Genomic DNA, 25319 nt, shown 5'->3' on the forward strand with positions numbered 1-25319 from the left:
ATTCAGTGTCAGGCGGGCGAGGACGCGGTCGCTCTGCCGGTGGTCCGGATTGCGAGACCCGGCTGGGGGATTCTCTCAGTCGGGACAATGTCCGGCCGGGTGGCTTAGCTGGGCGTTCCGATTGCCGGCTGGGCAGGCTTCGTCCGAACGGCCTGCGGGCTATTCGATCGCGCGGTGCAGGGCCCGGCATCCCTCGTCAACCTCGGTTCTTCACTGGGTGGGACTGCCCCCAAGTCCTGAGCGCAACGGCCGTGTCGGGCGGCGGCCCCCGGGACGAGCGGCGCGCAGCGCGCCTCAGCGGGGGTAGAGGGGCGGCAGGGGACCGGCGTCCGGCGTGCCGTCGCCTTCGGTTTCCGCCGGGGGCAGGGCGCGGATGGCCTTGAACAACGCCTCGCCCTGCCAGTGCTGGCCAGCCTCGCTGTAGAGCGCGCCGTTCAGGCCGTCGAGGCTTTCCGACAGCGGCGCGAAGCGAGCGGCCATGGCGGCGAGGGTTTCCGGCTGCTGCCGCGCCCAGGCGTCCAGGGCCTGGCGGGTGGCCTGGGGATCGTTGGCCTGGCAGGCGCGGCGCAGGTCGTCCAGCAGCGTGCGCGGGCTCGGACCGTTCTGCACGCTGGGCGGGATCGCCGGTTGCCGGCGGGCGTGCCACCAGAGACCGAAGCCCAGCAGGGTGGTGAGAGCCAGCAGCAGCGTGGCCAACTGCCAGGGCCACAGGGGACGCGCGGGCGCCGCTTCGGCCAGGGGCGCCGGTGCCAGCGGCGCCTCCGGCTCCAGGCTCGGGTTGCCGGCGACGCTGAGGCTGCGGCCCGGCAGGCGCGCATGCTCCAGGCGGTCCTCGACGGTGTTCCACCAGACCAGGTCCACCGCCGGCACCGCCACGTCGCCGGCCTGGGTCGGCACCAGGGCGATCCGCTCCTCGCGGCTGCCGGTCACGCCCCGCTCGGAGACCTGGCTGGTGAGTTGCGGCTGGTCCGGGTAGCGGCGCAGGCCGGGTATCTCCGTGGCCGGCAGGGGCGGCAGCTGGGCGCCGGCCAGGCCGTCCACCTTCACCAGCAGGCTGCGGGTCAGGGAGTCGCCGGCCTTCAGCGCGCCCGGCTCCGGGTTCCAGCTCTCGTTCAGGGTCAGGGCGCGGGCCGGCAGCCAGGGGGCGTCGGCCGGGTAGTCGGCGGGCTTGGGCTTCACCGTCAGGGGGATGTCCGGGGACTTGACCCGGGTCAGCTTGCCCGGTCGCGCGCCGAACGGCTGGTAGGGGTTGCGGGTGTTGCGCTCCACCAGGGTGGCGCTGAAGGTCTGGGCGGGAATGCTCAGCTCGCCGCTGCGCTGGGGAAAGATCGCGTAGCGCAGCTCGATCACCCCGTGGCGCACGCCATTGATGTCCTTCTCGTAGGTGCGTGGCTCGCCCAACTGCTCCACCCGGGCGTCCGGCATCTGCAGGGCGGTCAGGCTGCTATCGTCGTACAGCGACACTGAGTGGTAGATGCGCAGGGTCAGCACCACCTGGGCCTGCACGTAGGTGGTTTCCTGATCGAGGCTGGCGTCGATGAACACCGGCGCCAGCTGGCGCTCGTCGCTGCCGGCGTCGGCGGGCGTCACCCGCACGGTCAGCGGCTGGCTCTCGGCATCGCCCAGACGCAGCGGCGGGATCACCACGAAGCCGGTCTGTTTCGGGCGCAGGGTGATCCGCCACTGGGTGGACGCGTGGGCGGCGCCGTCCAGGGTGGTCAGGTGGTTGACCTGACGGGTGTCCAGCACCTCGAACAGCGGGTCCAGGGCCTTCAGGTCCGGCCTGCCGAAGACCGTGACGTCGTCCGAGACGAGGGTCAGCTCCAGGGTCTCGCCCTCGCTCAGGCGGGCCCGGTCGACGCTGGCGGTGAGGCTCCCGGCGTGGGCCTGGAGGGCCAGCAGGGCGAGGAGCAGGAGGCAGAGCGAGCGGATCATCGGGTGGTTTCCTGGCGCTGTTGCTGTTCGTACCAGAACTTGCGGCGCAGCAATTCGGCGGGGTCGTCGGGAATCTGCCGCAGCCATTGTTCCAGGGCCTGGCGACGTTCCTCGCCGAGCCCTTCGCCTGTGCCCGTCCCGCTCTTGTCGGCCGCCGCGGCTTGGGCGGGCGAGGCGTGCCCGTCGGCGGCATCACCCGCCTGGGCAGGCTGGGCTGCGCCTGCCGAGGCAGGGGAGGCATCCCGTGGGGCTTCCGGCGCGTCGGGGCGTGGCGTTTTCCCGTCATGGCCGTTGGCCGCGGGCGGAGAGGGCGTCGCATCCGCCTGGCCGGAGGGCGACTGGGTCGCGCCGTCGGAGGACGGCGGTGGCGTCGAGGCCCCGTTGGCGCGATCGGCAGCGCCGGCCTCCTGCTGCTGGCCGCCGGCGTCGCTACGGCCCTGGCCGCTCCCGGCGGCGTCGGCAGACGGTTGTTTGGAGGGCGACGGCTGCCGGTCGGGCGGCGGGTCGCCGTCGGCGGCGGACGGCTGCTGCTGGCGTTCCTTCAGCAGGCGTTCCACCAGGGCCCGGTTGCGTTGCGCCGGTTCCAGGTCGGGCTGGCGCTCCAGGGCGCTGTCGTAGGCGTCCAGGGCGGCGTCCAGTTGGCCGGCCTTGGCCAGGGCATTGCCGCGGTTGTAGTGGGCCGCCGCGCTGTCCTCGCCGGCGAAGCGCTCGGCGGCGCCGGCGTAATCGCCGGCCTGGTAGAGGGCCAGGCCCTGCCACTGGCGGTCTTCGAAGCGGGCGGCCGCCTCCGCTGGCTGCTGCATCTGCAGCAGGCGCTGGCCCTGCTGGTCCGGGCGCAGCCACAGGTCGGCCAGTTCGAAGGCCTCGCTCGGCTGGGGCAGGGCCAGCAGCAGCGGCAGGCAGAACAACCAGCCGCGGCGCCCGGCGCAGGCGGCCAGCAGCAGCAACGGCAGCAACAGCCAATGGCCCTGGTCGGCCCAGGCCTGCAGGCGCACGATCGTCGTGTCCTGGCGCAGGCTCCCGGTGTCTTCCAGCAGACCGAGGGTGCGCAGGTCGCGGTCGTCCAGGCGCGCGCTGGCGTAGTGCCCGCCGAGCTTGCCGGCGAAGCGCTTGAGGCCCTTGGCGTCCAGCTTGGGCAGCAGGATGGCGCCGTGCGCGTCCTTGAGGAACCCGCCGTTTTCCTGGGCCACCGGGGCCCCCTGGGCGGTACCGATGCCCAGGATCGACAGGCGTGCGCCACGGTCGCCCAGGGCCGCGCGGATGGCGTGGCGCTCGTCGCTGTCCAGGCGCGAAGTGATCAGCAGCAACCGGCCTTGGCCCTGGGCGCCCTGGTCCAGCAGCGCCAGGGCCCGCGCCACCGCCAGGTCAGCGCGGCGTCCCGGCTCCGGCATGATGGAGGGCTTGAGGGCTTCCAGCAGGTTGCGCGCGGTCATCAGGTCGTCGGACAGCGGCACCAGGGTATGGGCGCTGCCGGCGTAGACCACCAGGGCGGTCTGGGCGTCGTGGCGCGCCTGGAGCAGGTCCAGCAGCTTGCGGCGCGCCTGCTCCAGGCGCGACGGCGGCGCGTCGGCGGCGAGCATCGCCGGGGTCAGCTCCAGCATCACCACCAGCGGGTCGGCGCGCTTGCCGGCGCTCTGTTCGATGCGTTGCCAGCTGGGCCCCAGCAGGGCCAGCAGCGCCAGCAGCCAGGCCAGCCCCAGAGCGATCCACGGCAGGCGGCCGCCCCGGGCGCGCTGGCCCTTGAGCAGCCAGGGCTGGAAGGCCGGCGGCAGCAGCTGTTGCCAGCGTCCGCTGCGGGCTTCCCGGTGCCAGAGGCGCCAGAGCAGCCAGCCCAGGGGCAGCAGCGCCAGCAGCCAGGCGGGGCGCAGCCAGTGGGGCCAGAGGTCGATCACGGGCGCCTCCGGGGCCAGCGGGCATGGGGCCACAGCACCCGGGCGACGAAGGCCACGCTGAGCAGCAGCGCCAGGCCCAGGGGCCAGGGGTAGAGGGCCAGGGCCGGGCGCGCCCGGGTCGGCGACTGGGCCACCGGCTCCAGGCGGTCGAGGGTGCTTTCGATGCGCCGCAGGTCCTCGCCGGTACGGGCGCGGAAATACTCGCCGCCGGTGCGCTCGGCGATGGCGGTCAGGGTCGGTTCGTCCAGGTCCAGGCCCGGGTTCATGCCGAGGAAACCGAGGCCACCGCCCTGATTGGGGTCGGCGCCGATGCCGATGGTGTAGACCTTCACCTGTTCGTCGGCGGCGAGGCGCGCGGCGGTCAGCGGTTCCACCTCGCCCCCGGTGTTGGCGCCGTCGGTGACCAGCACCAGCACGCGGCTGCTGGCGGGGCGCTGGCGCAGGCGTTTGACCCCCAGGCCGATGGCGTCGCCCAGTGCAGTGTTGGTGCCGGCGATGCCGATCAGCGCCTCGTCGAGCCAGGTATGCACGGTGGGCCGGTCGAAGGTTAGCGGCGCCTGCAGGTAGGCCTGGCTGCCGAACAGGATCAGGCCGATGCGATCCCCCTGGCGGCCGTCGATGAATTCGCCCATCAGCCGCTTGACCAGGGCCAGCCGGCTGACCTTGCGGCCGTCCAGGTCCATGTCGGCATATTCCATGGAGCCGGAGACGTCCACCGCCAGCAGCAGGTCGCGCCCGCTGGAAGGCAGGGGGAGCGGTTCGCCGACCCATTCGGGGCGCGCCGCGGCCACCAGCAGCAGCGCCCAGAGCAGGACGAAGCGCAGTTGCTGGCGCCAGGCGGGCAGGCGCAGCAGGGCGCGGCGCCCGGCCAGGGCCTCCAGCTCGGCGAGGAACGGGGTGTGCAGCGCCGCCTCGCCGCTGTCCGCCGCCGGCAGCAACCGGCGCAGCAGCCAGGGCAGCGGGGCGAGCAGGAAGACCCAGGGCCAGGCGAACTCAAACATGCTTGCGAATCCAGGTATCCACGGCCTGGTGGAGCCCGTCGATGGCCTTGTCGTCCAGGCGGCAGTGGGGGCGGTAGGCGCCTTCCACCAGGATCATCCAGCGGGTCAGCCCGGCCGCCGGGCAGCGGCTGTCGAGGAACGCCAGCCAGGCGCGCCCGCTGAGCACATGGCTGGCGTCGTCCGGGTAATGGGCCCGGCACAGGCGCTTGAGTAGGGCGTTCAGCTGCTGCAGCCAGTGTTGCGCCGGGGTGTCGTAGGGCTTGCCCAGGCGCGCCAGCTCGTCGAGGGCCGCCTGGCGCAGCGGGTCCAGGGCCGCTGACGCGTCCGCCATGGGGCGCCGGCGGCGCGGCAGGCGCCGGGCCAGGCGCCAGAGGCCCCAGAGCGCCAGGGGCAGCAGCACGGCTAGCAGCCACCAGCCGGGGGCTGGCGGCCACCAGGGGATCGGCGCCGGCGGGAGCGGCGGCGCCAGCTGATCCAGGGGGTTCATCGACCGCCTCGCTGCTGCAGGTGGTCGCGCAACTGGTCCACCACGTCCCGCTCGGTGCCCAGGGGCATCAGCAGCACTCCCAGTTTCTGCGACAGCCGCTGCCAGCGGGCGACCCGGCCCTCGGCCTGGCGCTGGTAGGCCTGGCGCAGGTCGCTGTCGTGGGTGTCCAGCTCCAGCTGGGCGCCGCGTTCGGCGAAACGCAGCAGGCCGGCGGCGGGCAGCGCCCGGTCGAGGGGGTCGGAGAGGGGCAGCAGGATCAGGTCGGTGTGCCGGGCCAGCAACCCCAACTGCTGCTCGGCGGTGTCGCTGAGGGCGCGCTCGTCGCAGAGCACCACCACCAGGCTGCCGGGGCGCAGCACTTCGCGGGCGCGCCGCAGGGCCAGGCTGAAGCCGTCGCGGTCGGGCGTTCGCTCCACGTGCAGGCCCTGGTTCACCCGCGCCAGGCGGCCCAGCAGTTGCAGCAGGCTCTGCTTGCTGCGGCGCGGCTTGATCTCGTAGTGCTCGGCGTCGCCGAACACCAGGCCGCCAATGCGATCGTTGTGGCCCAGGGCGGCCCAGCCGAACAGGCTGGCGGCGCGGGCGGCGAGCACTGACTTGAAGGCCTGGCCGCTGCCGAAGAACAGCCGCCGGCTCTGCTCCACCAGGATGAACACCGGGCGCTCCCGCTCCTCGTGGAACAGCTTGGTATGGGGTTCTTGGGATCGGGCGGTGACGCGCCAGTCGATGGTCCGCACGTCGTCGCCGGCCTGGTACACCCGCACCTGGTCGAAGTCCACGCCGCGCCCGCGCAGGCGCGAATGGTGCACCCCCACCAGCGGGCTGCGCCGCGACGGCGTGGAGAACAGCTGCACTTCCCGGGCCCGGTGGCGAATGTCGATCAGTTCGGCGAGGCTGGTGTGCACCCCCGGCACCGCTCCGGCCACGCCGCCTTCGGCGGCGGCCGGGGGCGCCTCGGCGGTGGGTCGGGCGATCACGCCACCGCCACCACGTCGAGGATGCGCTGGATCACCCGGTCCTGATCGATGCCGGCGGCTTCGGCTTCGAAGGACAGGATGATGCGGTGGCGCAGTACGTCAAACAGCACCGCCTGGATGTCCTCCGGGCTGACGAAGTCGCGCCCGGCCAGCCAGGCGTGGGCACGGGCGCAGCGGTCCAGGGCGATGGAGCCCCGGGGGCTGGAGCCGTAGGCGATCCACTCGGCCATTTCCGCGTCGAACTTGGCCGGGGTGCGGGTGGCCATGACCAGTTGCACCAGGTATTCCTCCACCGCGTCGGCCATGTACAGGCCGAGGATTTCCTTGCGGGCGGCGAAGATCGCCTGCTGGCTGACGCGCTTCTCCGGCTGGGCCTCGCCGTTGAGGGCCTCGCCCCGGGCCTGCTGGAGGATCTTGCGTTCGACGCCCGCGTCGGGAAAGCCGATCTTCACGTGCATGAGGAAGCGGTCGAGCTGGGCTTCCGGCAGCGGGTAGGTGCCTTCCTGCTCGATGGGGTTCTGGGTGGCCATCACCAGGAATAGCGGCGACAGCTCGTAGGTGCTGCGGCCGACGCTCACCTGGCGCTCGGCCATGGCTTCCAGCAGAGCCGACTGCACCTTGGCCGGCGCCCGGTTGATCTCGTCCGCCAGCACCAGGTTGTGGAAGATCGGCCCCTGCTGGAACACGAAGCTGCCGGTTTCCGGGCGGTAGATCTCGGTGCCGGTGATGTCCGCCGGCAGCAGGTCGGGGGTGAACTGGATGCGGTGGAACTCCGCTTCGAGGCCTTCGGCCAGGTCCTTGATCGCCTTGGTCTTGGCCAGGCCCGGGGCGCCTTCCACCAGCAGGTGGCCGTCGGCGAGGAGGGCGATCAGCAGGCGTTCCAGGAGCTTTTCCTGGCCGAGGATCTGGCTGGACAGGTAGTGGCGCAGCGCGACCAGCGCTTCACGGTGTTCCATGGGGCATTCCGCAAAAGGGTGGGGGCGCAGGATGCGGGCCCCCATCGAGGGCCCACACTTTAATCCATCGGCAGGTCCCCGCCCAACCGAGACGTCCGCCGGGCGTTTGCGGCGCCCGGACGGCGACGCATCAGACCTGGCGCCAGCGTTCCAGGTAGCGGCGGTGCTCGCGCTGGGCGCTGTCGGCGTCCCGTGCCCGCAGGCGCAGTCTCTCCCCCGGCACGCACTGGGCCAGGCGCGCCTGGGCCAGGAGGGTGAGGGCGCCGAGGCGAGGGTAGCCGCCGATGGTCTGGCGGTCGTTGAGCAGGACGAACGGCTGACCGTCCGGCGGGACCTGCACCGCCCCCGGCGGGATGCCCTCGGACACCAGGCCTTCGCCCCGGTAATCCAGCACCGGGCCCTGCAAGCGCACGCCCATGCGGTCGCCGCGGGTGTCCAGGGTCCAGTCGGCGTTGAAGGCGTCGAACAGGCTCCGGCTATCGAACCCGCCGATCTGCGCGCCCACCACCAGGTCTAGCCGGGCCGGGGCGGCGAGGTCGGGGCGCAAGGCAGCGGGCATCTCCCGGGCGACCGGCGCGGCGCCCCGCCAGTCCAGGGTATCGCCGGCCTGCAGCGGCCGGCCGCCCCCGGCCAGCCCGCCCAGGCCTTCGCGGACTACGGTGGCGCAGCTGCCCAGGACCGCGGGCGCGAGGAAACCGCCCGGGGCCGCCAGGTAGGTGCGGGCCCCCAGGCGCGGACCGATGAAGTCCAGCACCTGGCCCCGGCGCACGGCGAAATGACGCCAGGGCGCCAGGGGCTGGTCGTCCAGGCGCGCCTGCAGGTCGGCGCCGGCCAGGGCCAGGCAGGCATCCCGCTGGCAGACCAGGCGCAGCCCGCCCAGGGCGACCTCCACCACTGGCGCCCCCAGGGGGTTGCCCAGCAGCCAGTTGGCCCAGCCCATGGCCACCCAGTCGAGGGCGCCGCCCTGGGTCACCCCCAGGTGGCGCACGCCGAAGCGGCCGGCGTCCTGCAGCTGGCACAGCGGGGTGGCGCGTTCCACCACGAGGCCGCTCATGCCGCGGCGCGTCCGGTGGGCGCCAGGGGCGTGTCGTCGCCCCCCAGGCGCAGGAAGGTGGCGTGGTCGATGGCCTCGAAGCGCACCCGGTCGCCGGGGCGCAGCAGGCTGTAGCCGTCCCGCTGGCGGTCGAACAGCCGCGCCGGGGTGCGGCCGATCAGGTTCCAGCCGCCCGGCGAGACCAGCGGGTAGGCCGCGGTCTGCCGCTCGGCGATGCCGACGCTGCCGGCCGCCACCCGTTGCCGCGGGGTGTCCAGGCGCGGCGCCGCCAGGCGCGGGTCCACCAGGCCCATGAAGGCGAACCCGGGGGCGAAGCCCAGGGCGAACACCCGGTAGTCCCGTTCGCTGTGCAGGCGGATGACGTCGGCCGGTTCGAGCCCGCCGCGCTCGGCCAGCCGTGTCAGCTCCGGACCGACCCGCGGGTCGTACCAGACCGGTAGGGTGTGCCGGGCGCCGCCGTCGTCCTCCGGCACGCGCAGCCCGTCCAGGGCCGCGGCCAGGCGCCGGCGTGCCTCGGCCAGGTCCAGGCGGGTGACGTCGTAGTGCAGCATCAGGGTGGTGTAGGACGGCACCAGGTCCAGCAGCGCCGCGCCGAAGGCCTCGACGATGCGCTGCCGGGCCGCCAGCAGCCAGGGCAGGTTGTCCTCCTCGATGCGGTCGAACAGGCGCAGCATCAGCGCGTCCATGGCTACCACCTCGATGCGCGGGTTCATGGCTGCGCCTCGGCTTCGAGGGCCTCGCGGATGCGCTTCACCGCCGCCACCGAGGCGGCGTTGTCGCCGTGTACGCAGAGGGTGTCGCAGTCCAGCAGCAGGTCGCTGCCGTCGGCGGCGCGCAGCGGCGTGCGGCGGGCGAAGGCCAGGGCCTGGGCGACCACCGTGTCGCTGTCGTGGTGCACCGCGCCGGGCTGGCTGCGGGGCAGCAGGAAGCCATGGGCGTCGTAGCCGCGGTCGGCGAACGCCTCGAACAGCAGCGGCAGGCCGTATTCGGCGGCCAGGGCCAGGGCCGGGCCGTTGTCCCGGGTGCTCATGAGCATCAGCGGCAGGCCGGCGTCGTAGCGCGCCACCGCCTGCATCACCCCGCGCAGGGTGGCCGGGTCGCGCATCATGTCGGTGTACAGCGCGCCGTGAGGCTTCACGTAGCCGACCCGCAGGCCCTCGGCGCGGCAGACGCCGTCCAGGGCGCCGATCTGGTAGAGCAGCAGGTCCTCCACTTCCTGAGGCGTGCAGGCCATGGAGCGGCGGCCGAAGCCCACCAGGTCGGGGTAGGCGGGGTGGGCGCCGACCCGCACCCCGTGGCGCGCCGCCAGGGCGACGGTGCGGCGCATGGTGCCGGGGTCGGAGGCGTGGAAGCCGCAGGCGACGTTGGCGCAGTCGATGAAGGGCATGACCTCGGCGTCCAGGCCCAGGGTCCAGGCGCCGAAGCTTTCGCCGATGTCGCAGTTGAGCAGCAGAGCGGTCAAGGAAACGTCCTCGTGAACGGTGGCAAGGGCGGCTCGGTCAGTCGTGTTCCAGGTCCTTGCCGCGGGTTTCCGGCAGGCTCAGGGCCGCCAGTATCACCACGGCGTAGGCGCCGGCGGAGAATACGCCGATCCCGATGCCCAGGGGCATGCTCTGGCTCAAGTGGCCGATCAGCAGCGGGAACAGCGCCGCCACCGAGCGCCCGGCGTTGTAGCAGAAGCCCTGGCCAGACCCGCGCAGGCGGGTGGGGAACAGCTCGGTGAGAAAGGCGCCCATGCCGGAGAAGATGCCCGAGGCGAAGAAGCCCAGGGGGAAGCCGAGCCAGAGCATCAGGCCGTTGTGGATGGGCAACTGGGTGTAGCCCAGCACGATCAGCAGCGAGCCGGCCGCGAACAGGATGAAGTTCTTCCTGCGCCCCAGGGCATCGGTGAGCAGGGCGCTGATGACGTAGCCCACGTAGGAGCCGACGATGACCATCGCCAGGTAGCCGCCGGTGCCCAGCACGCTCAGGCCGCGCTCGGTCTTCAGGAAGGTGGGCAGCCAGGTGGTGATGGCGTAGTAGCCGCCCAGGGCGCCGGTGGTCAGCAGCGAGGCGCGCAGGGTGGTGCTTAGCAGCCGCGGGGCGAAGATCTCGCAGAACGCCAGCCAGGATTCGCGGCGTTCGTCGCGGCGGCGGTGGACCTGCTGGAAGCTGTCCGACTCCTTCACCAGGCGCCGCACGAACAGCACGAACAGCGCCGGCAGCAGCCCCAGCAGGAACAGCGCGCGCCAGGCCAGCTCCGCCGGCAGCCAGGTGAACAGCAGGGCGTAGAGCAGCGCCGTGAGCCCCCAGCCCAGAGCCCAGCCGGACTGCACCATGCCCACCGCCTTGCCGCGGTCCTGGGCGCGGATCACTTCGCCGATCAGCACCGCGCCGGCGGTCCACTCGCCGCCGAACCCGAAGCCCATCAGGGTGCGCGCCAGCAGCAACTGGTCGAAGTCCCGGGCCAGCCCGCAGAGGAAGGTGAACACCGCGAACCAGAGCACCGTGAGTTGCAGGGTGCGGACCCGGCCGATACGGTCGGCGAGGATGCCGGCGATCCAGCCGCCGGCGGCGGAGGCCAGCAGGGTGCAGGTGCCGATCAACCCGGCCTCGCCGGTGCTCAGGCCCCAGGTGGCGATCAGCGTGGGGATCACGAAGCTGAGCATCTGCGTGTCCATGCCATCCAGGCCATAGCCGATTTTGCAGCTCCAGAAAGTGCGCCGTTCGTTGGCGCTGATTTCGTGGTACCAGGCGAAGGGGCCGCGACGGGCGGGTTGGCCGTGCGTGTCCTGGGTCAGGCTCTTTTCCATGACGGAGGGTTCCTGGGGCAGCGGGCGAAGAAGGCGAGCCGGCCTCGTTGTGGTATTGGAAAGGCGCGGTCGTGAGGAGCGGGCGCGGCGCGGCCGCGCACCTGGGGCGAATCTTTCCGCCGGCGGGCGCGGGACGTCCAACGGAAAAAACCGGCCGCGCCAGATAAGAAATTCTGATCTGCCCGCGGGCCGGGGTTTCGGGTGACAATCCGGGCTCGGCGCGGGCGGCGCGCCGCCGCCGGAGCGCGTCGATGAACCTGAGATTCCTGGAAACCTTCGTCTGGGTCGCGCGGCTCAAGAGCTTTCGTCTGACCGCGGAGAAGCTCTTCACCACCCAGGCCTCCGTCTCCAGCCGTATCGCCGCCCTGGAGAGCGAACTCGATGTGCGCCTGTTCATTCGCGACAGCAAGGGCGTGTCCCTGACCCCCGCCGGGCTCACGGTGCTCGACCACGCCGAGCGGATGCTGGAGGTGCAGCGGGCGCTGCGCCAGTCCCTGGACGACGACGCCCGGCTGCAGCAGGGCTACCTGCGCCTGGGTGCCATGGACACCGTCATCCACACCTGGCTGAGCCCACTGGTGGCGCGGTTGATGGAACGCTACCCGGCGGTGGAGATCGAGCTGACCGCCGACACCGCGCGCAACCTCTGCGACCTATTGCAGAAGGGCTACCTGGACGTGGTGTTCCAGACCGATTTCATCCGCCACGAGACGGTGCGCAACCTGAGCCTGGCGCGCTACCCGATGCGCTGGATCGCCGCCCGCGGGTCCCTCTACGACCGCGACTACGCTTCCCTGGAAGACCTGGCGAAGGAGCGCATCATCACCTTCTCCAAGCAGTCGCGCCCGCACCAGGACGTGCTCAACCTGCTGCACGCCCACGGCATCGCCGCGCCCCGGGTGAACTGCGTGAATTCGGCCTCCGCCATCACCCGCCTGGTCCAGGACGGGTTTGGCATCGGCGCGCTGCCCCCAGCGCTGGTCGCCCGGGCGCTGGCCAGCGGCGAGCTGGTGCTGCTGGGTCTGGACAGCGGCCTGCCGCCCCTGGAGGCGGTAGCCTCGTGGCGCACCGGGGTCGGCCTGGAACTGGTGGAGCGGGTGGTGGAGATCGCCCGCGCAGTGGTGGCCGAGCAGGCCGGCGAGGCGGGCGCCGGCTACCTGCTGCCGGCCGACGAGCCCGCTTAGGCCGACCCGCCCGCCGCCGGTGAAAGAATATGTCGCGGCGTGGTAAGCACGTCGCCCGGCTCCCTCGCTAAGCTCTCCCGGGTGACCGGCCGGTCTGCCCGTTCCTTCCCCGCGCCGGTCGCCGGTTTCTGCAAGGTGAACCGCGGCCCCGATCCAGAGTCCTTCTCTCCACAAGCGCAAGACGCTTACGACAACAGCCCAAGCGGAGCATACACATGGCGTTCTTTACTGCGGCCAGCAAAGCCGACTTCCAGCATCAACTGCAAGCGGCCCTGGCACAGCACGTCAGCGAGCAGGCACTGCCACAAGTGAGCCTGTTCGCCGAGCAATTCTTCGGCATCATCGCCCTCGAGGAACTGACCCAGCGCCGGCTCTCCGACCTGGTCGGGTCCACGCTGTCGTCCTGGCGTCTGCTGGAGCGCTTCGAGCACGCCAAGCCGGAAGTGCGCGTCTTCAACCCGGATTACGAGAAGCACGGCTGGCAGTCCACCCACACCGTGGTGGAAGTTCTGCACCCGGACATCCCGTTCCTGGTGGACTCCGTGCGCATGGAGCTGAACCGCCATGGCCACAGTATCCACACCCTGCAGAACAGCGTCCTCAGCGTGCGCCGCGATGACAAGGGCGACCTGCTGGAAGTGCTGCCCAAGGGCACCCAGGACGAGGGCGTCAGCCAGGAATCCCTGATGTTCCTGGAGATCGACCGCTGCGCCAGCGCCGCCGACATGCGTGCCCTGGAGCGGGCCCTGCTGGACGTGCTGGGCGAAGTGCGCCTGACCGTCGCCGACTTCCAGCCCATGAAGGCCAAGGCCCGCGAACTGCTGGCCTGGCTGGACCAGGCCACCCTGCAGGTGGAGGACGCCGAGCGCGCGGAGATCCGCGTGTTCCTCGAGTGGCTGCTGGACAACCACTTCACCTTCCTCGGCTACGAGGAATTCACCCTGGCGGACGACGCCGACGGTGGCCGCCTGGTCTACGACCCGGCCTCCCTGCTGGGGGTCTCCAAGCTGCTGCGCAGCGGCCTGAGCGGCGAAGAGCTGCACGTCGAGCCCTACGCCGTGAACTACCTGCGCGAGCCGGTGCTGCTGTCCTTCGCCAAGGCCGCCCAGCCGAGCCGCGTGCACCGCCCGGCCTACCCGGACTTCGTGTCCATCCGCGAGCTGGACGGCAACGGCCAGGTGATCAAGGAGTGCCGCTTCCTCGGCCTCTACACCTCCACCGTCTACAGCGAGAGCGTCCGCGAGATTCCCTACATCCGTCGCAAGGTAGCGGAAGTCGCCCGCCGCTCCGGCTTCGATGCCCAGGGTCACCTGGGCAAGGAACTGGTCAAGGTCCTGGAGGTACTGCCCCGCGACGACCTGTTCCAGACCCCGGTGGAAGAGCTGTTCAGCACCGCCCTGTCCATCGTGCAGATCCAGGAGCGCAACAAGGTCCGCCTGTTCCTGCGCTTCGACCCCTACGGGCGCTTCGTCTACGCCCTGGCCTACGTCCCGCGCGACGTGTACTCCACCGAGAGCCGCCTGCGCATCCAGCAGGTGCTGGTGGACCGCCTGCACGCCACCGACTGCGAGTTCTGGACCTATTTCTCCGAGTCGGTCCTGGCCCGGGTGCAATTCATCCTGCGGGTGGACCCGAAGACCAAGCTGGACATCGACCCGCAGCAGCTGGAAAGCGAAGTGGTCCAGGCCTGCCGGTCCTGGAAGGACGACTTCGCCGGGCTGGTGGTGGAAAGTTTCGGCGAGGCCCAGGGCACCCGCGTGCTGGCGGACTTCCCGAAGAACTTCCCGGCCGGCTACCGCGAGCGCTTCGCCCCCCATTCGGCGGTGGTGGACCTGCAGCACCTGCTGAGCCTGGGCGAGGATCGCCCGCTGGTGATGAGCTTCTACCAGCCCCTGGCCCAGGGCGAGCAGCGTCAGCTGCACTGCAAGCTGTACCACGCCGACACGCCGCTGGCGCTGTCCGACGTGCTGCCGATCCTGGAGAACCTCGGCCTGCGCGTGCTGGGTGAGTTCCCCTACCGCCTGCACCACCGCAACGGCCGCGAGTACTGGATCCACGACTTCGCCTTCGCCTGGCCGGAAGGCCTGGACGTGGACATCCAGCAGCTCAACGACACCCTGCAGGACGCCTTCGTGCAGATCGTCCGCGGTGCCGCCGAGAACGATGCCTTCAACCGCCTGGTACTGACCGCCGGCCTGCCGTGGCGCGACGTCGCCCTGCTGCGCGCCTACGCCCGCTACCTCAAGCAGATCCGCCTGGGCTTCGACCTGGGCTACATCGCCAGCACCCTGCTCAACCACACCGACATCGCCCGGGAGCTGGTGCGGCTGTTCAAGACCCGCTTCTACCTGGCCCGCAAGCTGGGCGCCGACGACCTGGACGACAAGCAGCAGCGCCTGGAGCAGGCGATCCTCGCCGCCCTGGACAACGTCGCGGTGCTCAACGAGGACCGCATCCTGCGGCGCTACCTCGACCTGATCAAGGCGACCCTGCGCACCAACTTCTACCAGCCGGACGCCAACGGCCAGGCCCGCAGCTACTTCAGCTTCAAGTTCAACCCCAAGGCCATCCCCGAGCTGCCCAAGCCGGTGCCGAAGTTCGAGATCTTCGTCTACTCGCCGCGGGTCGAGGGCGTGCACCTGCGCTTCGGCAACGTCGCCCGGGGCGGCCTGCGCTGGTCGGACCGCGAGGAGGACTTCCGCACCGAGGTGCTGGGCCTGGTCAAGGCGCAGCAGGTGAAGAACGCGGTGATCGTGCCGGTGGGCGCCAAGGGCGGCTTCATCCCGCGCCGCCTGCCGGTGGGCGGCAGCCGCGACGAGATCCAGGCCGAGGCCATCGCCTGCTACCGAATCTTCATCTCCGGCCTGCTGGACATCACCGACAACCTCAAGGAAGGCGAGGTGGTGCCGCCGGCCCACGTGGTGCGCCACGACGAGGATGACCCCTACCTGGTGGTGGCGGCGGACAAGGGCACCGCGACCTTCTCCGACATCGCCAACGGTATCGCCAACGAGTACGGCTTCTGGCTGGGCGACGCATTCGCCTCCGGCGGCTCGGCCGGCTATGACCACAAGGGCATGGGCATCACCGCCAAGGGCGCCTGGGTGTCGGTGCAGCGGCATTTCCGCGAGCGCGGCATCGACGTGCAGAAGGACAACATCACCGTCATCGGCATCGGCGACATGGCCGGGGACGTGTTCGGCAATGGCCTGCTGCTGTCCGAGACCCTGCAACTGGTGGCCGCCTTCAACCACCAGCACATCTTCATCGACCCGAACCCGGACGCCGCCCGCAGCTTCGTCGAGCGCACGCGCATGTTCGAGCTGCCGCGCTCCAGCTGGGCCGACTACGACGCCTCGCTGATCTCCGCCGGCGGCGGCATCTTCCTGCGCAGCGCCAAGAGCATCACCATCAGCCCGGAAATGAAGGCGCGCTTCGACATCCAGGCCGACAAGCTGACCCCCACCGAGCTGATCAACGCGCTGCTCAAGGCACCAGTCGACCTGATCTGGAACGGCGGCATCGGCACCTACGTGAAGTCCAGCGACGAAAGCCACGCCGACGTCGGCGACAAGGCCAACGACGCCCTGCGCGTGGACGGCCGCGAGCTGCGGGCGAAGGTGGTGGGCGAGGGCGGCAACCTGGGCATGACCCAACTGGGCCGCGTGGAATACGGCCTCAACGGCGGCGCCAGCAATACCGACTTCATCGACAACGCCGGCGGCGTGGACTGCTCCGACCACGAGGTCAACATCAAGATCCTGCTCAACGAGATCGTCGCGGCGGGGGACATGACCGGCAAGCAGCGCAACGCCCTGCTGGCCGAGATGACCGATGCCGTGGGCAACCTGGTGCTGGGCAACAACTACAAGCAGACCCAGGCGCTGTCCCTGGCGCAACGGCGCGCCCGGGAGCGCATCGGCGAGTACAAGCGGCTGATCGTCGCCCTGGAAAGCGCCGGCAAGCTGGATCGCGCCCTGGAGTTCCTGCCCAGCGACGAAGCCCTCAACGACCGCGCCTCCAACGGCCAGGGCCTGACCCGGCCGGAGCTGTCGGTGCTGATCTCCTACAGCAAGATCGACCTCAAGGAAGCCCTGCTGAAGTCCCAGGTGCCGGACGACGAATACCTCGCCCGGGAAATGGAGACCGCTTTCCCCGAGCTGCTGGCGGAGAAGTTCGGCGACGCCATGCGCCGCCACCGCCTGAAGCGGGAGATCGTCAGCACCCAGATCGCCAACGACCTGGTCAACCACATGGGCATCACCTTCGTGCAGCGGCTCAAGGAGTCCACCGGCATGAGCGCGGCCAATGTCGCCGGTGCCTACGTGATCGTGCGCGACGTGTTCAACCTGCCGCGCTGGTGGCAGCGCATCGAGGCCCTGGATTACCAGGTGCCGGCCGAGCTGCAACTGACCCTGATGGATGAGCTGATGCGCCTGGTGCGCCGCGCCACCCGCTGGTTCCTGCGCAGCCGTCGTCACGAGCTGGACGCCGCCCGCGACGTCGCCCACTTCGCCCCGCGGGTGGCCGAGCTGGCCGGCCGTCTCGACGAACTGCTGGAAGGCCCAGCCCGCGAGCAGTGGCTGTCGCGCTTCCAGTCCTACGTGGAGGCCGGCGCTCCCGAGGACCTGGCGCGGGTGGTGGCGGGCACCAGCCACCTGTACACCCTGCTGCCGATCATCGAGGCGTCCGACGTCACCGGCCAGGACACCGCCCGGGTGGCCGAGGCGTACTTCGCCATCGGCGGCGCCCTGGACCTGTCCTGGTACCTGCAGCAGATCACCAACCTGTCGGTGGAGAGTTCCTGGCAGTCCCTGGCCCGCGAGGCGTTCCGCGACGACCTGGACTGGCAGCAGCGCGCCATCACCGTGTCGGTGCTGCAGATGACCGACGCCCCGGACGACATGGAGGCGCGGGTCGCCCTGTGGCTGGAACAGCACCGCCCGCTGGTTGAGCGCTGGCGGACGATGCTGGCCGAGCTGCGTGCGGCCAGCGGCAGCGACTACGCCATGTACGCGGTGGCCGACCGCGAGCTGATGGACCTGGCCCAGAGCGGCCAGCGCGGCACGTCGGCGTCCTGAGGCCGGTGTAATCGGAAAACCCCGCTTCGGCGGGGTTTTTCGTTACGGATACGGTCTGTGACGGGAGCTGCATTACGCCGGGCGGGCTGGGGTGTTTGGTCGTTTCCAGGCTTTCCAGTGCCCGCCCCGCGTGGTTGAATCCGGACATCGGCTTTTTCCGTTCGCCGGCGCTGACCTTCATGCCGTTCGCAGGGGCGCCGGGCAAGCACCTTCTGCGAGCGGACCCCATGCCTGTACTGCCGGGAAACCCATGCCTGCGCCCAGAACCATCTCCCTGTTGCACATCGAACACGACCCCCGGGATACCGAGCGTGTTCGCGATCTGCTGGAACGCCACGGCTACCACCTGGAGCTGACCCGGGTGGAAACCCCCGGGCAGCTCGACGAGGCCCTCGCCGGCCGGCGCTTCGACATCGTGCTGGGCGACTACAGCCTGCCCGCCCTGGACGGCACCGAGGCCCTGGAACAGGTGCTGCGCCAGGCGCCCCAGACGCCGTTCATTTTCCTCACCGACCTGGGCGGCGAGGCCTACGCGGTGGACATGATGCGCCGCGGCGCCACCGACTACCTGCTCAAGCGCAACCTGCCGCTGCTGGCCAACGCCGTGGAGCGCGCCCTCACCGAGGTGCACGAGCGGCGCCAGCGGCGCGTCGCGGAAGAGGAACTGCGGGACGTGCGCGAGCACGCCCACCTGATGATCGAGGCGGCGCGCCTGGGCATGTGGGACTACGAGCCGCCTACCGGTTCGCTGCGCTGGGACAGCCGCTGCAAGGCCATGTTCGGCCTGCCGCCGGACGCGGAGGTGGACCTGGCGTTGTTCGAGGCCCGCTGCCATCCGGACGACCGGGCGCGCATGCAGGAGGAGGTGCGCCAGGCCACCTCCGTCGAGACCGATCAGGCCTACTGCTCGGAATACCGCATCCTCCTGGAATATGGCGAGGTGCGCTGGGTGGCCACCCGGGGCAGGGCGTTCTTCGAGAACGGCGTGTGCGTGCGCTTCCTCGGCGTGCTGCAGGACATCACCGAACAGCGCCAGGCCACCGAGTCCCTGCAACGGCTCAACGAAGTGCTGGGCGAGCGGGTGGAAAAGCGCACCCGCGAGCGCGACCGCACCTGGGAGCTGTCCCGGGACATGCTGGCGGTGGTGGCCTTCGACAGCATGCCCCTGGCCCTCAACCCGGCCTGGGAGTACACCCTGGGCTGGTCGCGGGACGAGCTCCTGCGCGAGCCCCTGCTGAACCTGGTGCACCCGGAGGACCGGACCATGCTCAGGGTCAAAGCGGAAAGCCTTCGTCGCGGCCGTGTCGCGCCGCGCTTCGACATCCGCGTGCGGCACGCCAATGGCGGCTACCGCTGGCTGTCCTGGACCGCGGTGTCCGAGGAAGATGCGATCTACGCCGCGGCCCGGGACATCACCGGCGAGATCACCGCCATGGAGGAACTGGCCAGCACCAACCGCAAGCTGCGCGAGCAGATCGGCGAGCGCGAGCGGGTCGAGGCGACCCTGCAGCAGATGCAGCGGCTCGAAGCGGTGGGCCAGCTCACTGCCGGCGTCGCCCACGATTTCAACAACCTGCTCACGGTGATCCTCGCCAGCGCCAGCTTCCTGGTGCGCGACCTGGAGAAGGGCATCGCCACCGACAAGATGCTGCAGCGCCTGCACAACATCCGGGAAGCCGGCGAGCGCGGCGCTCGCCTCACCAACCAGTTGCTGGCGTTCTCCCGGCGCCAGCGGCTGGTGCCGGAGGCGGTGGACCTCAACGAGACCCTGACCGATACCCTCGACCTGCTGGAAAGCACCCTGGGCGGCAGCGTCCTGATCGAGACCGACATGCAGCAGGGGCTCTGGCACGCCCTGGTGGACCCCACCCAGATCGAGCTGATCCTGCTCAACCTGGCGATCAACGGCCGCGATGCCATGCCGGTAGGGGGGACCCTGCGCCTGGGCACTGCCAACGAGACCGTCACCCGACCGCCACTGCGCCCGGAAGACCCGGAGCCCGGCGAATACGTGGTGCTGCGGGTGGAGGACAACGGCTCGGGGATGAGCGACGAGGTCCTGGCCAAGGCGTTCGAGCCGTTCTTCACCACCAAGGACGTGGGCAAGGGCTCGGGCCTCGGCCTGCCCCAGGTGTTCGGCTTCGCCAAGCAGTCCGGCGGTGGCGTGGGCATCGAGACGCGGATGGGCCTGGGCACCACGGTGAAGGTCTACCTGCCCCGGGTCACCCGCGAGCCCGAGGCCAAGGCCGAGCCGGTCGCCGTGGACCCGGGCGCGGCGCTGGAAGGGCCGTCCCGCACCATCCTGCTGGTGGACGACGACGACCGCGTCCGCGAGGTGACCGCGGCGATGCTGGAGCGCTTCGGCTACCGGGTGCTGGCGGTGAACAGCGGGGCCGCGGCCTTAGCGATGCTGGGTGAGCGGCGCATCGACCTGCTGCTGGCGGACTTCGCCATGCCGGGGATGAACGGCGCCGAGCTGGCGCGTACCGTACGCGCGCGGTTGCCGGGCCTGCCGGTGGTGTTTATCACCGGCTATGCGGAGTTCGGCCAGTTGAATGCGGGCGAGACGGCCATCGTCGCCAAGCCGTTTAGTGAAGAGATTCTGCGGGAGAAGCTCCTGGACGCCCTGCGCGACGCCGAGTGATCAGCGCCGGCGGGGCGCCGGCAACCCGCGCAGGTAAGCGACTACATCCGCGGCGCCCGCCAGCCGCAGCCCGGCGCCCAGGGCGGTGGCGTCGGCATCCTGCTTGGGCAGCATCAGCCACTCCGGTGCGCCGGCGTGCCGCAGCAGGGACAGGCGGGCATAGGGAATCCCGGTTTCCACCAGCAGCCCCATGAACCCGGCATCCGCCCACGCCTGGCTGGGCATCGCCAGCACGTGGTAGCGCTGGTCGAGGGCCGACAGGGCCTGCGGGTCCAGTTCGTGGTCCAGCCGTTCGGCCTGGGTAGACAGCGCCAGGCCGCGGAAGCGGGCATAGGCGATGGCGCTGGCGAACGCCTCGGTGTGCTGGTCGCCGGCCCAGAACAGCCGGCCGCCACGCCAGGCCGCCCGTTGCAGGGCCACCGGTGCGCCACCGGGAAAACCCGGCAGGGCGTGGCCGATGGCCTTGAGAAAGTCCTTGTAGCCAATGATGCGCACCTGGCGGTGGGGCAGGGCGGCGACATAGTCCTCGAAGCGCGCGCAGGGCGGCAGGCCCGGGTTACTGCCCGGCAGGCCGTCCACCTGGCGCAGGTCCAGCTCCGCTGGTGCGGCGCGGCGGGTACGCACCACGCCCATCAGGGCAGCGCGGGCGGCCTGCTTGTCGTCCTGCACCGGCCCGGACAGGGCATCCCGGGGCAATTCCACCAGCCGCTGCAGGGGCAGGGCATCGTCCCACCAAATGCTTTCCGGTGGCGCTGACAGCGCCTGGAACGGCAGGTGCAGCTGGCTCGCGCGCTCCAGCACCTGGCGCGGCGCCCGGCCGCTCAGGCCCAGGCGCTGGGCGATGGCGGCGAGGCGCTCCGACAGGCTGGCAGGGACAGGGGTCATGGACGCACCGGGATGGGCAGCAGGGGAACGGGCCGGCACGACGCACCTCCCGCGTCCTGCGCGGTCGGAGTGTTCAAGGCCGCGCGCGTGGGGCGCGGCGGCATCATCGCCCTGTCCATCCTGAGATCGGTCTCCATGCCTAGCCTGATGCTGGATATTGCCCTATCCGCCGAACAGTTGCGTGCTGTTTATCAAGGGCATGCGAATCGGATCATGCTGCGCAGCCGTGACGGTCGTCGGGTCAGCCTGCCCGCCCATCACCTGCGGCCCTTTCTGACTCACGAGGGGGTGCACGGTTCCTTCGTGCTGGACTTCAGCCCCGACGGCGAGCTGCTGGCCCTGCGGCGCCTCGCTTGAGGGCCGGCGGGGCGGCTATAATCGCCGTCCTTTCCCGCCGACCGAACCCTCGCCCATGTACAACCTGGCTCGCGACCTGCTGTTCAGACTCTCCCCGGAAACCTCCCACGAACTGGCCATCGACTTGATCGGCGCCGGCGGGCGTCTCGGCCTGAACACGCTGCTGGGGCGCCAGCCCGCGCTGCCGGTGACGGTGATGGGGCTGACCTTCGCCAACCCGGTCGGCCTGGCCGCCGGCCTGGACAAGAACGGCGACGCCATCGACGGCTTCGCCCAGCTGGGCTTCGGTTTCGTCGAGATCGGCACCGTCACCCCCCGCCCGCAGCCGGGCAACCCCAAGCCTCGGCTGTTCCGTCTGCCCCAGGCCCAGGCCATCATCAACCGCATGGGTTTCAACAACCACGGTGTCGATCACCTAGTGGAGCGGGTCCGCGCCGCCCGCTACCGCGGCGTGCTGGGGATCAACATCGGCAAGAACGTCGATACTCCCGTGGAGCGGGCGGTGGACGACTACCTGGCCTGCCTGGACAAGGTCTACGACCTGGCCGGCTACGTCACCGTCAACGTCAGCTCGCCCAATACCCCCGGCCTGCGCAACCTGCAGTTCGGCGATTCTCTCAAACGTCTGCTGGAGGCCCTGGGCGAGCGTCAGCGGCACCTGGCCCAGCGCTACGGGCGGCACGTGCCGCTGGCCATCAAGATCGCCCCGGACATGAGCGACGAGGAAACCATCGAAGTGGCCCGTGCCCTGCTGGAATGCGGGATGGATGGGGTGATCGCCACCAACACCACCCTGGGCCGGGAAGGGGTCGAGGGGCTGCTGCACGGGGACGAGGCGGGCGGCCTGTCCGGTGCGCCGGTGCGAGCGAAGAGCACCCATACGGTACGGGTGCTGGCGAGCGAACTGGGCGGGCGGTTGCCGATCATCGCGGCGGGGGGCATCACCGAAGGCGCCCACGCGGCGGAGAAAATCGCCGCGGGTGCGAGCCTGGTGCAGGTCTATTCGGGGTTCATCTACCGGGGCCCGGCGCTGATCCGCGAGGCGGTGGATGCCATTGCGGCGATGCCGGGGCGTAAGCGGGGGAACATGCAGTGAGGGGAAGGGCTCCCGAAGGAGCCTTGGGCGTTACGCCCGCCGCCCGGTTGGGGCGTGCTGGATCAAATCGTGTCGATGTCGGTCAGCCGACTGCCTTGAGTTCGTTGAGTCGATGAATACCGGCGGCGCCGGTCAAACCATCCCAGTTGTCGCCGCGACCCTCGCGCCAGCCATTGATCCAGGCCTGGCGTGTGGACGGATGGGTGAAAGGACAGAGGTCGCGGGATTTGCCATGAATGCCGTGTTGATAACCGCGTAGAAATGCTCGTTCCATCGGATCACGCTTAAGTCTTCTCATAGGGTGTTGCCCTCACTTGTTGACTGTTATGTCCCGTTGGCCCCGAGGCGGGGTCGTGCAGCCGATGGGGCTGCCGCGGAGACCGCTGCCGGCGTCGCGGTCTTCCTGCCAGGCGCCATTGCGGCGTCGGCTAGGCTGTGTTCTAACCAAAGCGTACCGGGGTGGGAACGAACGTTTTGTCATAAGCACGTAACACCCAGGCGCTCCAGGCCATAAGATGCGCGGCACCGGCCGGTCGATTTTGCGGGAACACCGCGTGACCCGCGCCTTTGGGCCGGCTGTGCAGGCCTTTTGCTACCGATAATGAATCTCGTCCGCACGCGAGCTTCAACCCGACGAAGGGTCATGCCGACCCTTTCTTTTTTGGGAGACCCTGGTTTCCCACTGGCTTTTTCGAGTTCTGGAAACACAACCCATGTCGGACCGCTACGAAATCTTCCTCACCTGCCCGAAGAGCCTGGAAGGCCTGCTGCTGGACGAAGCCCGCCACCTGGGGCTGGAGGAGGCGCGCGAGCAGACCGCGGCGGTGCGGGGCTTCGCCGACCTGGAGACCGCCTACCGGCTGTGCCTGTGGTCGCGCCTGGCGAACCGCGTGCTGCTGGTGCTGAAGCGCTTTCCCAGCGACACCGCCGACACCCTCTACCAGGGCGTGCGGGCGGTGGAGTGGGCCGACCATCTGTCGCCCACCGGCACGCTGGCGGTGGAGTTCAGCGGCCACGGCTCGGGGATCGACAACACCCACTTCGGCGCCCTGAAGGTCAAGGATGCCATCGTCGACGCGCTGCGCACCGCTGAGGGCCAGCGGCCTTCGGTGGAAAAGCTCGACCCCGATCTGCGGGTCCACCTGCGCCTGGAGCGCGGTGAGGCGATCCTCTCCCTGGACCTTTCCGGCCACAGCCTTCACCAGCGCGGCTACCGCCTGCAGCAGGGCGCCGCGCCGCTCAAGGAGAACCTGGCGGCGGCCATCCTGATCCGCGCCGGCTGGCCGCGGCTCGCCGCCGAGGGCCGCGCATTGGCCGACCCCATGTGCGGCGTGGGCACCTTCCTGGTGGAAGCGGGCCTGATGGCAGCGGACATCGCGCCCAACCTCAAGCGCGAAAAATGGGGCTTCAGCCAGTGGCTGGGCCACGTGCCGGCCCTGTGGAAGAAACTCCACGCCGAGGCCGAGGCGCGCGCCCAGGCCGGCCTGTCGCGCCCGCCGGTGTGGATCCGCGGCTACGAGGCGGACCCGCGGCTGATCCAGCCGGCGCGCAACAACATCGAGCGCGCCGGGTTGTCCGCCTGGGTCAAGGTCTACCAGGGCGAGCTGGCCACCTTCGAGCCGCGCCCGGACCAGGGCCAGGCCGGCCTGGTGGTGTGCAACCCGCCCTACGGCGAGCGCCTGGGTGACGAAGCCAGCCTGCTCTACCTCTACCAGCACCTGGGCGAGCGCCTGCGCCAGGCCTGCCTGGGCTGGCAGGCGGCGGTGTTCACCGGGGCGCCGGAGCTGGGCAAGCGCATGGGCCTGCGCAGCCACAAGCAGTACGCCCTGTGGAACGGCGCGCTGCCCTGCAAGCTGCTGCTGTTCACCGTCGACGTGGCGCAGTTCGTCACCGGCGAGCGGCGCGGGCGCCCGGAGGGGGCTGCGGCAGAGGGCGCCGAGGCTCCGGTCGCGTCCTGTCCCGTCGAGCCGGCGCGCTTGTCCGAAGGCGGCACCATGTTTGCCAACCGCTTGCAGAAAAACCTCAAGCAGTTGGGCAAGTGGGCGCGCCGCGAAGGCATCCAGTGCTACCGGCTGTACGACGCCGACATGCCCGAGTACGCCGTGGCGGTGGATCTTTATGGCGATTGGGTACACGTGCAGGAATACGCGCCGCCACGCTCCATCGACCCTGCCAAGGCCCAGGAGCGCCTGCTGGACGCCCTGGCGGCGATCCCGCCGGCTCTGGGCGTGGACCCGGCGCGGGTGGTGGTCAAGCGCCGCGAACGCCAGGCCGGCACCCGCCAGTACGAGCGACAGGCCGAGCAGGGGCGTTTCCAGGAGGTGTCCGAGAAGGACGTGAAGCTGCTGGTGAACCTCACCGACTACCTGGACACCGGGCTGTTCCTCGACCACCGGCCGATGCGCCTGCGGCTGCAGCGGGAAGCGGAGGGCAAGCGCTTCCTCAACCTGTTCTGCTACACCGCCACCGCCACGGTGCATGCCGCCCAGGGCGGTGCCCGCAGCACCACCAGCGTCGACCTGTCGAAGACCTACCTGGACTGGGCCCGGCGCAACCTGGCGCTGAACGGCTTCTCCGAGCGGCACCAACTGGTGCGCAGCGACGTGGTGGCCTGGCTGGAAGAGGACCGCGGGCAGTACGACCTGATCTTCATCGACCCGCCCACCTTCTCCAATTCCAAGCGCCTGGAAGGGGTGTTCGACATCCAGCGTGACCACGTGCGCCTGCTGGACCTGGCGATGACCCGGCTGGCGCCGGGCGGCGCGCTGTACTTCTCCAACAACTTCCGCAAGTTCCAACTGGACGAAGGATTGGCGGCACGCTACCGGGTGGAGGAGATCAGCAGCGAGACGGTCGACCCGGACTTCGCCCGCAATCCCCGCATCCATCGTGCTTGGCGTCTGAGCGCTGCGTAGCTAAAGTGCCAGGATGGCCGCTCGCACCGGGCGGCCGGCATCCCGTGTCGGGATGGCGCTACTGGA

18 protein-coding genes are annotated in these 25319 nt (G+C 70.5%); 6 read left to right on the plus strand and 12 right to left on the minus strand.

Translation table 11 applies throughout. The features are described 5' to 3' along the window. Window positions 1-294: 294 nt before the first annotated feature. The 10 genes from FM069_RS09765 to FM069_RS09810 form a co-directional block, all read right to left on the minus strand. Window positions 295-1935 (minus strand): BatD family protein, encoded by a 1641-nt coding sequence (locus FM069_RS09765; RefSeq protein ID WP_143488113.1) that lies wholly within the window; start codon window positions 1933-1935, stop codon window positions 295-297. Beyond that, window positions 1932-3827: a VWA domain-containing protein gene (locus tag FM069_RS09770; protein WP_143488114.1), complete on the minus strand. Its 1896-nt coding sequence runs from the start codon at window positions 3825-3827 to the stop codon at window positions 1932-1934. The genes FM069_RS09765 and FM069_RS09770 overlap by 4 nt, the downstream gene beginning before the upstream one ends. Then, window positions 3824-4828, minus strand: a complete 1005-nt coding sequence (locus FM069_RS09775; RefSeq protein ID WP_143488115.1) for a VWA domain-containing protein — start codon at window positions 4826-4828, stop codon at window positions 3824-3826. Before FM069_RS09775 ends, FM069_RS09770 begins: the two co-directional genes overlap by 4 nt. Then, window positions 4821-5315: a DUF4381 domain-containing protein gene (locus tag FM069_RS09780; protein ID WP_143488116.1), complete on the minus strand. Its 495-nt coding sequence runs from the start codon at window positions 5313-5315 to the stop codon at window positions 4821-4823. The genes FM069_RS09775 and FM069_RS09780 overlap by 8 nt, the downstream gene beginning before the upstream one ends. Further along, window positions 5312-6238, minus strand: coding sequence for a DUF58 domain-containing protein (locus tag FM069_RS09785; RefSeq protein WP_143488325.1), 927 nt, complete (start codon window positions 6236-6238; stop codon window positions 5312-5314). Before FM069_RS09785 ends, FM069_RS09780 begins: the two co-directional genes overlap by 4 nt. Window positions 6239-6285: 47 nt before the next feature. After that, a complete protein-coding gene (locus FM069_RS09790) occupies window positions 6286-7245 on the minus strand; it encodes an AAA family ATPase (RefSeq protein WP_143488117.1) in 960 nt (319 codons plus the stop codon). A gap of 130 nt (window positions 7246-7375) precedes the next feature. After that, entirely contained in the window at window positions 7376-8299 is a 924-nt protein-coding gene (locus FM069_RS09795; RefSeq protein WP_143488118.1) for a 5-oxoprolinase subunit C family protein, read from the minus strand. Beyond that, entirely contained in the window at window positions 8296-9012 is a 717-nt protein-coding gene (pxpB, locus tag FM069_RS09800; protein WP_143488119.1) for a 5-oxoprolinase subunit PxpB, read from the minus strand. Before pxpB ends, FM069_RS09795 begins: the two co-directional genes overlap by 4 nt. Continuing rightward, window positions 9009-9761 carry a 5-oxoprolinase subunit PxpA gene (locus tag FM069_RS09805; protein WP_143488120.1) on the minus strand — a complete coding sequence of 251 codons (753 nt, stop codon included), beginning with the start codon at window positions 9759-9761 and terminating at the stop codon, window positions 9009-9011. The genes pxpB and FM069_RS09805 overlap by 4 nt, the downstream gene beginning before the upstream one ends. Window positions 9762-9798: 37 nt before the next feature. Then, on the minus strand, window positions 9799-11091 hold the full coding sequence (locus tag FM069_RS09810; protein WP_143488121.1) for an MFS transporter: 1293 nt from the start codon (window positions 11089-11091) through the stop codon (window positions 9799-9801). Window positions 11092-11342: 251 nt separating this feature from the next. On the opposite strand from FM069_RS09810, the gene FM069_RS09815 reads away from it, so the two are divergent. From FM069_RS09815 to FM069_RS09825, 3 genes are all read left to right on the plus strand, one after another. Continuing rightward, window positions 11343-12275, plus strand: coding sequence for a LysR family transcriptional regulator (locus FM069_RS09815; RefSeq protein WP_143488122.1), 933 nt, complete (start codon window positions 11343-11345; stop codon window positions 12273-12275). 215 nt (window positions 12276-12490) lie between these two features. Further along, window positions 12491-17356 carry an NAD-glutamate dehydrogenase gene (locus FM069_RS09820; RefSeq protein ID WP_143488123.1) on the plus strand — a complete coding sequence of 1622 codons (4866 nt, stop codon included), beginning with the start codon at window positions 12491-12493 and terminating at the stop codon, window positions 17354-17356. Between the two features lie 250 nt (window positions 17357-17606). Continuing rightward, window positions 17607-20000: a response regulator gene (locus FM069_RS09825; RefSeq protein WP_143488124.1), complete on the plus strand. Its 2394-nt coding sequence runs from the start codon at window positions 17607-17609 to the stop codon at window positions 19998-20000. On the opposite strand, the gene FM069_RS09830 is transcribed toward FM069_RS09825, so the two are convergent. Next, a complete protein-coding gene (locus tag FM069_RS09830; protein WP_143488125.1) occupies window positions 20001-20885 on the minus strand; it encodes a DUF6685 family protein in 885 nt (294 codons plus the stop codon). A gap of 135 nt (window positions 20886-21020) precedes the next feature. On the opposite strand from FM069_RS09830, the gene FM069_RS09835 reads away from it, so the two are divergent. Both FM069_RS09835 and FM069_RS09840 read left to right on the plus strand, forming a co-directional pair. Further along, on the plus strand, window positions 21021-21242 hold the full coding sequence (locus tag FM069_RS09835; protein WP_143488326.1) for a DUF2835 domain-containing protein: 222 nt from the start codon (window positions 21021-21023) through the stop codon (window positions 21240-21242). Window positions 21243-21297: 55 nt separating this feature from the next. Continuing rightward, the gene (locus FM069_RS09840; RefSeq protein ID WP_143488126.1) at window positions 21298-22338 is read left to right on the plus strand and encodes a quinone-dependent dihydroorotate dehydrogenase; all 1041 of its coding nucleotides are present in this window, start codon (window positions 21298-21300) and stop codon (window positions 22336-22338) included. An 82-nt stretch (window positions 22339-22420) separates the two neighbouring features. On the opposite strand, the gene rmf is transcribed toward FM069_RS09840, so the two are convergent. Beyond that, window positions 22421-22636, minus strand: coding sequence for a ribosome modulation factor (rmf, locus tag FM069_RS09845; RefSeq protein WP_143488127.1), 216 nt, complete (start codon window positions 22634-22636; stop codon window positions 22421-22423). Between the two features lie 415 nt (window positions 22637-23051). On the opposite strand from rmf, the gene rlmKL reads away from it, so the two are divergent. Next, window positions 23052-25253, plus strand: a complete 2202-nt coding sequence (gene rlmKL, locus FM069_RS09850; RefSeq protein ID WP_143488128.1) for a bifunctional 23S rRNA (guanine(2069)-N(7))-methyltransferase RlmK/23S rRNA (guanine(2445)-N(2))-methyltransferase RlmL — start codon at window positions 23052-23054, stop codon at window positions 25251-25253. The last annotated feature ends 66 nt before the right edge of the window (window positions 25254-25319 follow it).

The organism is Pseudomonas mangiferae, assembly GCF_007109405.1.
Lineage (GTDB): Bacteria > Pseudomonadota > Gammaproteobacteria > Pseudomonadales > Pseudomonadaceae > Pseudomonas_T > Pseudomonas_T mangiferae.

Excerpts from the sequence above, each read along its gene's own strand:
- FM069_RS09765 (WP_143488113.1), bottom strand. The coding sequence starts at position 1,935 with ATGATCCGCTCGCTCTGCCTCCTGCTCCTCGCCCTGCTGGCCCTCCAG.
- FM069_RS09775 (WP_143488115.1), bottom strand. The coding sequence starts at position 4,828 with ATGTTTGAGTTCGCCTGGCCCTGGGTCTTCCTGCTCGCCCCGCTGCCC.
- FM069_RS09780 (WP_143488116.1), bottom strand. The coding sequence starts at position 5,315 with ATGAACCCCCTGGATCAGCTGGCGCCGCCGCTCCCGCCGGCGCCGATC.
- FM069_RS09790 (WP_143488117.1), bottom strand. The coding sequence starts at position 7,245 with ATGGAACACCGTGAAGCGCTGGTCGCGCTGCGCCACTACCTGTCCAGC.
- FM069_RS09795 (WP_143488118.1), bottom strand. The coding sequence starts at position 8,299 with ATGAGCGGCCTCGTGGTGGAACGCGCCACCCCGCTGTGCCAGCTGCAG.
- pxpB (WP_143488119.1), bottom strand. The coding sequence starts at position 9,012 with ATGAACCCGCGCATCGAGGTGGTAGCCATGGACGCGCTGATGCTGCGC.
- FM069_RS09810 (WP_143488121.1), bottom strand. The coding sequence starts at position 11,091 with ATGGAAAAGAGCCTGACCCAGGACACGCACGGCCAACCCGCCCGTCGC.
- FM069_RS09815 (WP_143488122.1), top strand. The coding sequence starts at position 11,343 with ATGAACCTGAGATTCCTGGAAACCTTCGTCTGGGTCGCGCGGCTCAAG.
- FM069_RS09820 (WP_143488123.1), top strand. The coding sequence starts at position 12,491 with ATGGCGTTCTTTACTGCGGCCAGCAAAGCCGACTTCCAGCATCAACTG.
- FM069_RS09825 (WP_143488124.1), top strand. The coding sequence starts at position 17,607 with ATGCCTGCGCCCAGAACCATCTCCCTGTTGCACATCGAACACGACCCC.
- FM069_RS09830 (WP_143488125.1), bottom strand. The coding sequence starts at position 20,885 with ATGACCCCTGTCCCTGCCAGCCTGTCGGAGCGCCTCGCCGCCATCGCC.
- FM069_RS09835 (WP_143488326.1), top strand. The coding sequence starts at position 21,021 with ATGCCTAGCCTGATGCTGGATATTGCCCTATCCGCCGAACAGTTGCGT.
- FM069_RS09840 (WP_143488126.1), top strand. The coding sequence starts at position 21,298 with ATGTACAACCTGGCTCGCGACCTGCTGTTCAGACTCTCCCCGGAAACC.
- rmf (WP_143488127.1), bottom strand. The coding sequence starts at position 22,636 with ATGAGAAGACTTAAGCGTGATCCGATGGAACGAGCATTTCTACGCGGT.
- rlmKL (WP_143488128.1), top strand. The coding sequence starts at position 23,052 with ATGTCGGACCGCTACGAAATCTTCCTCACCTGCCCGAAGAGCCTGGAA.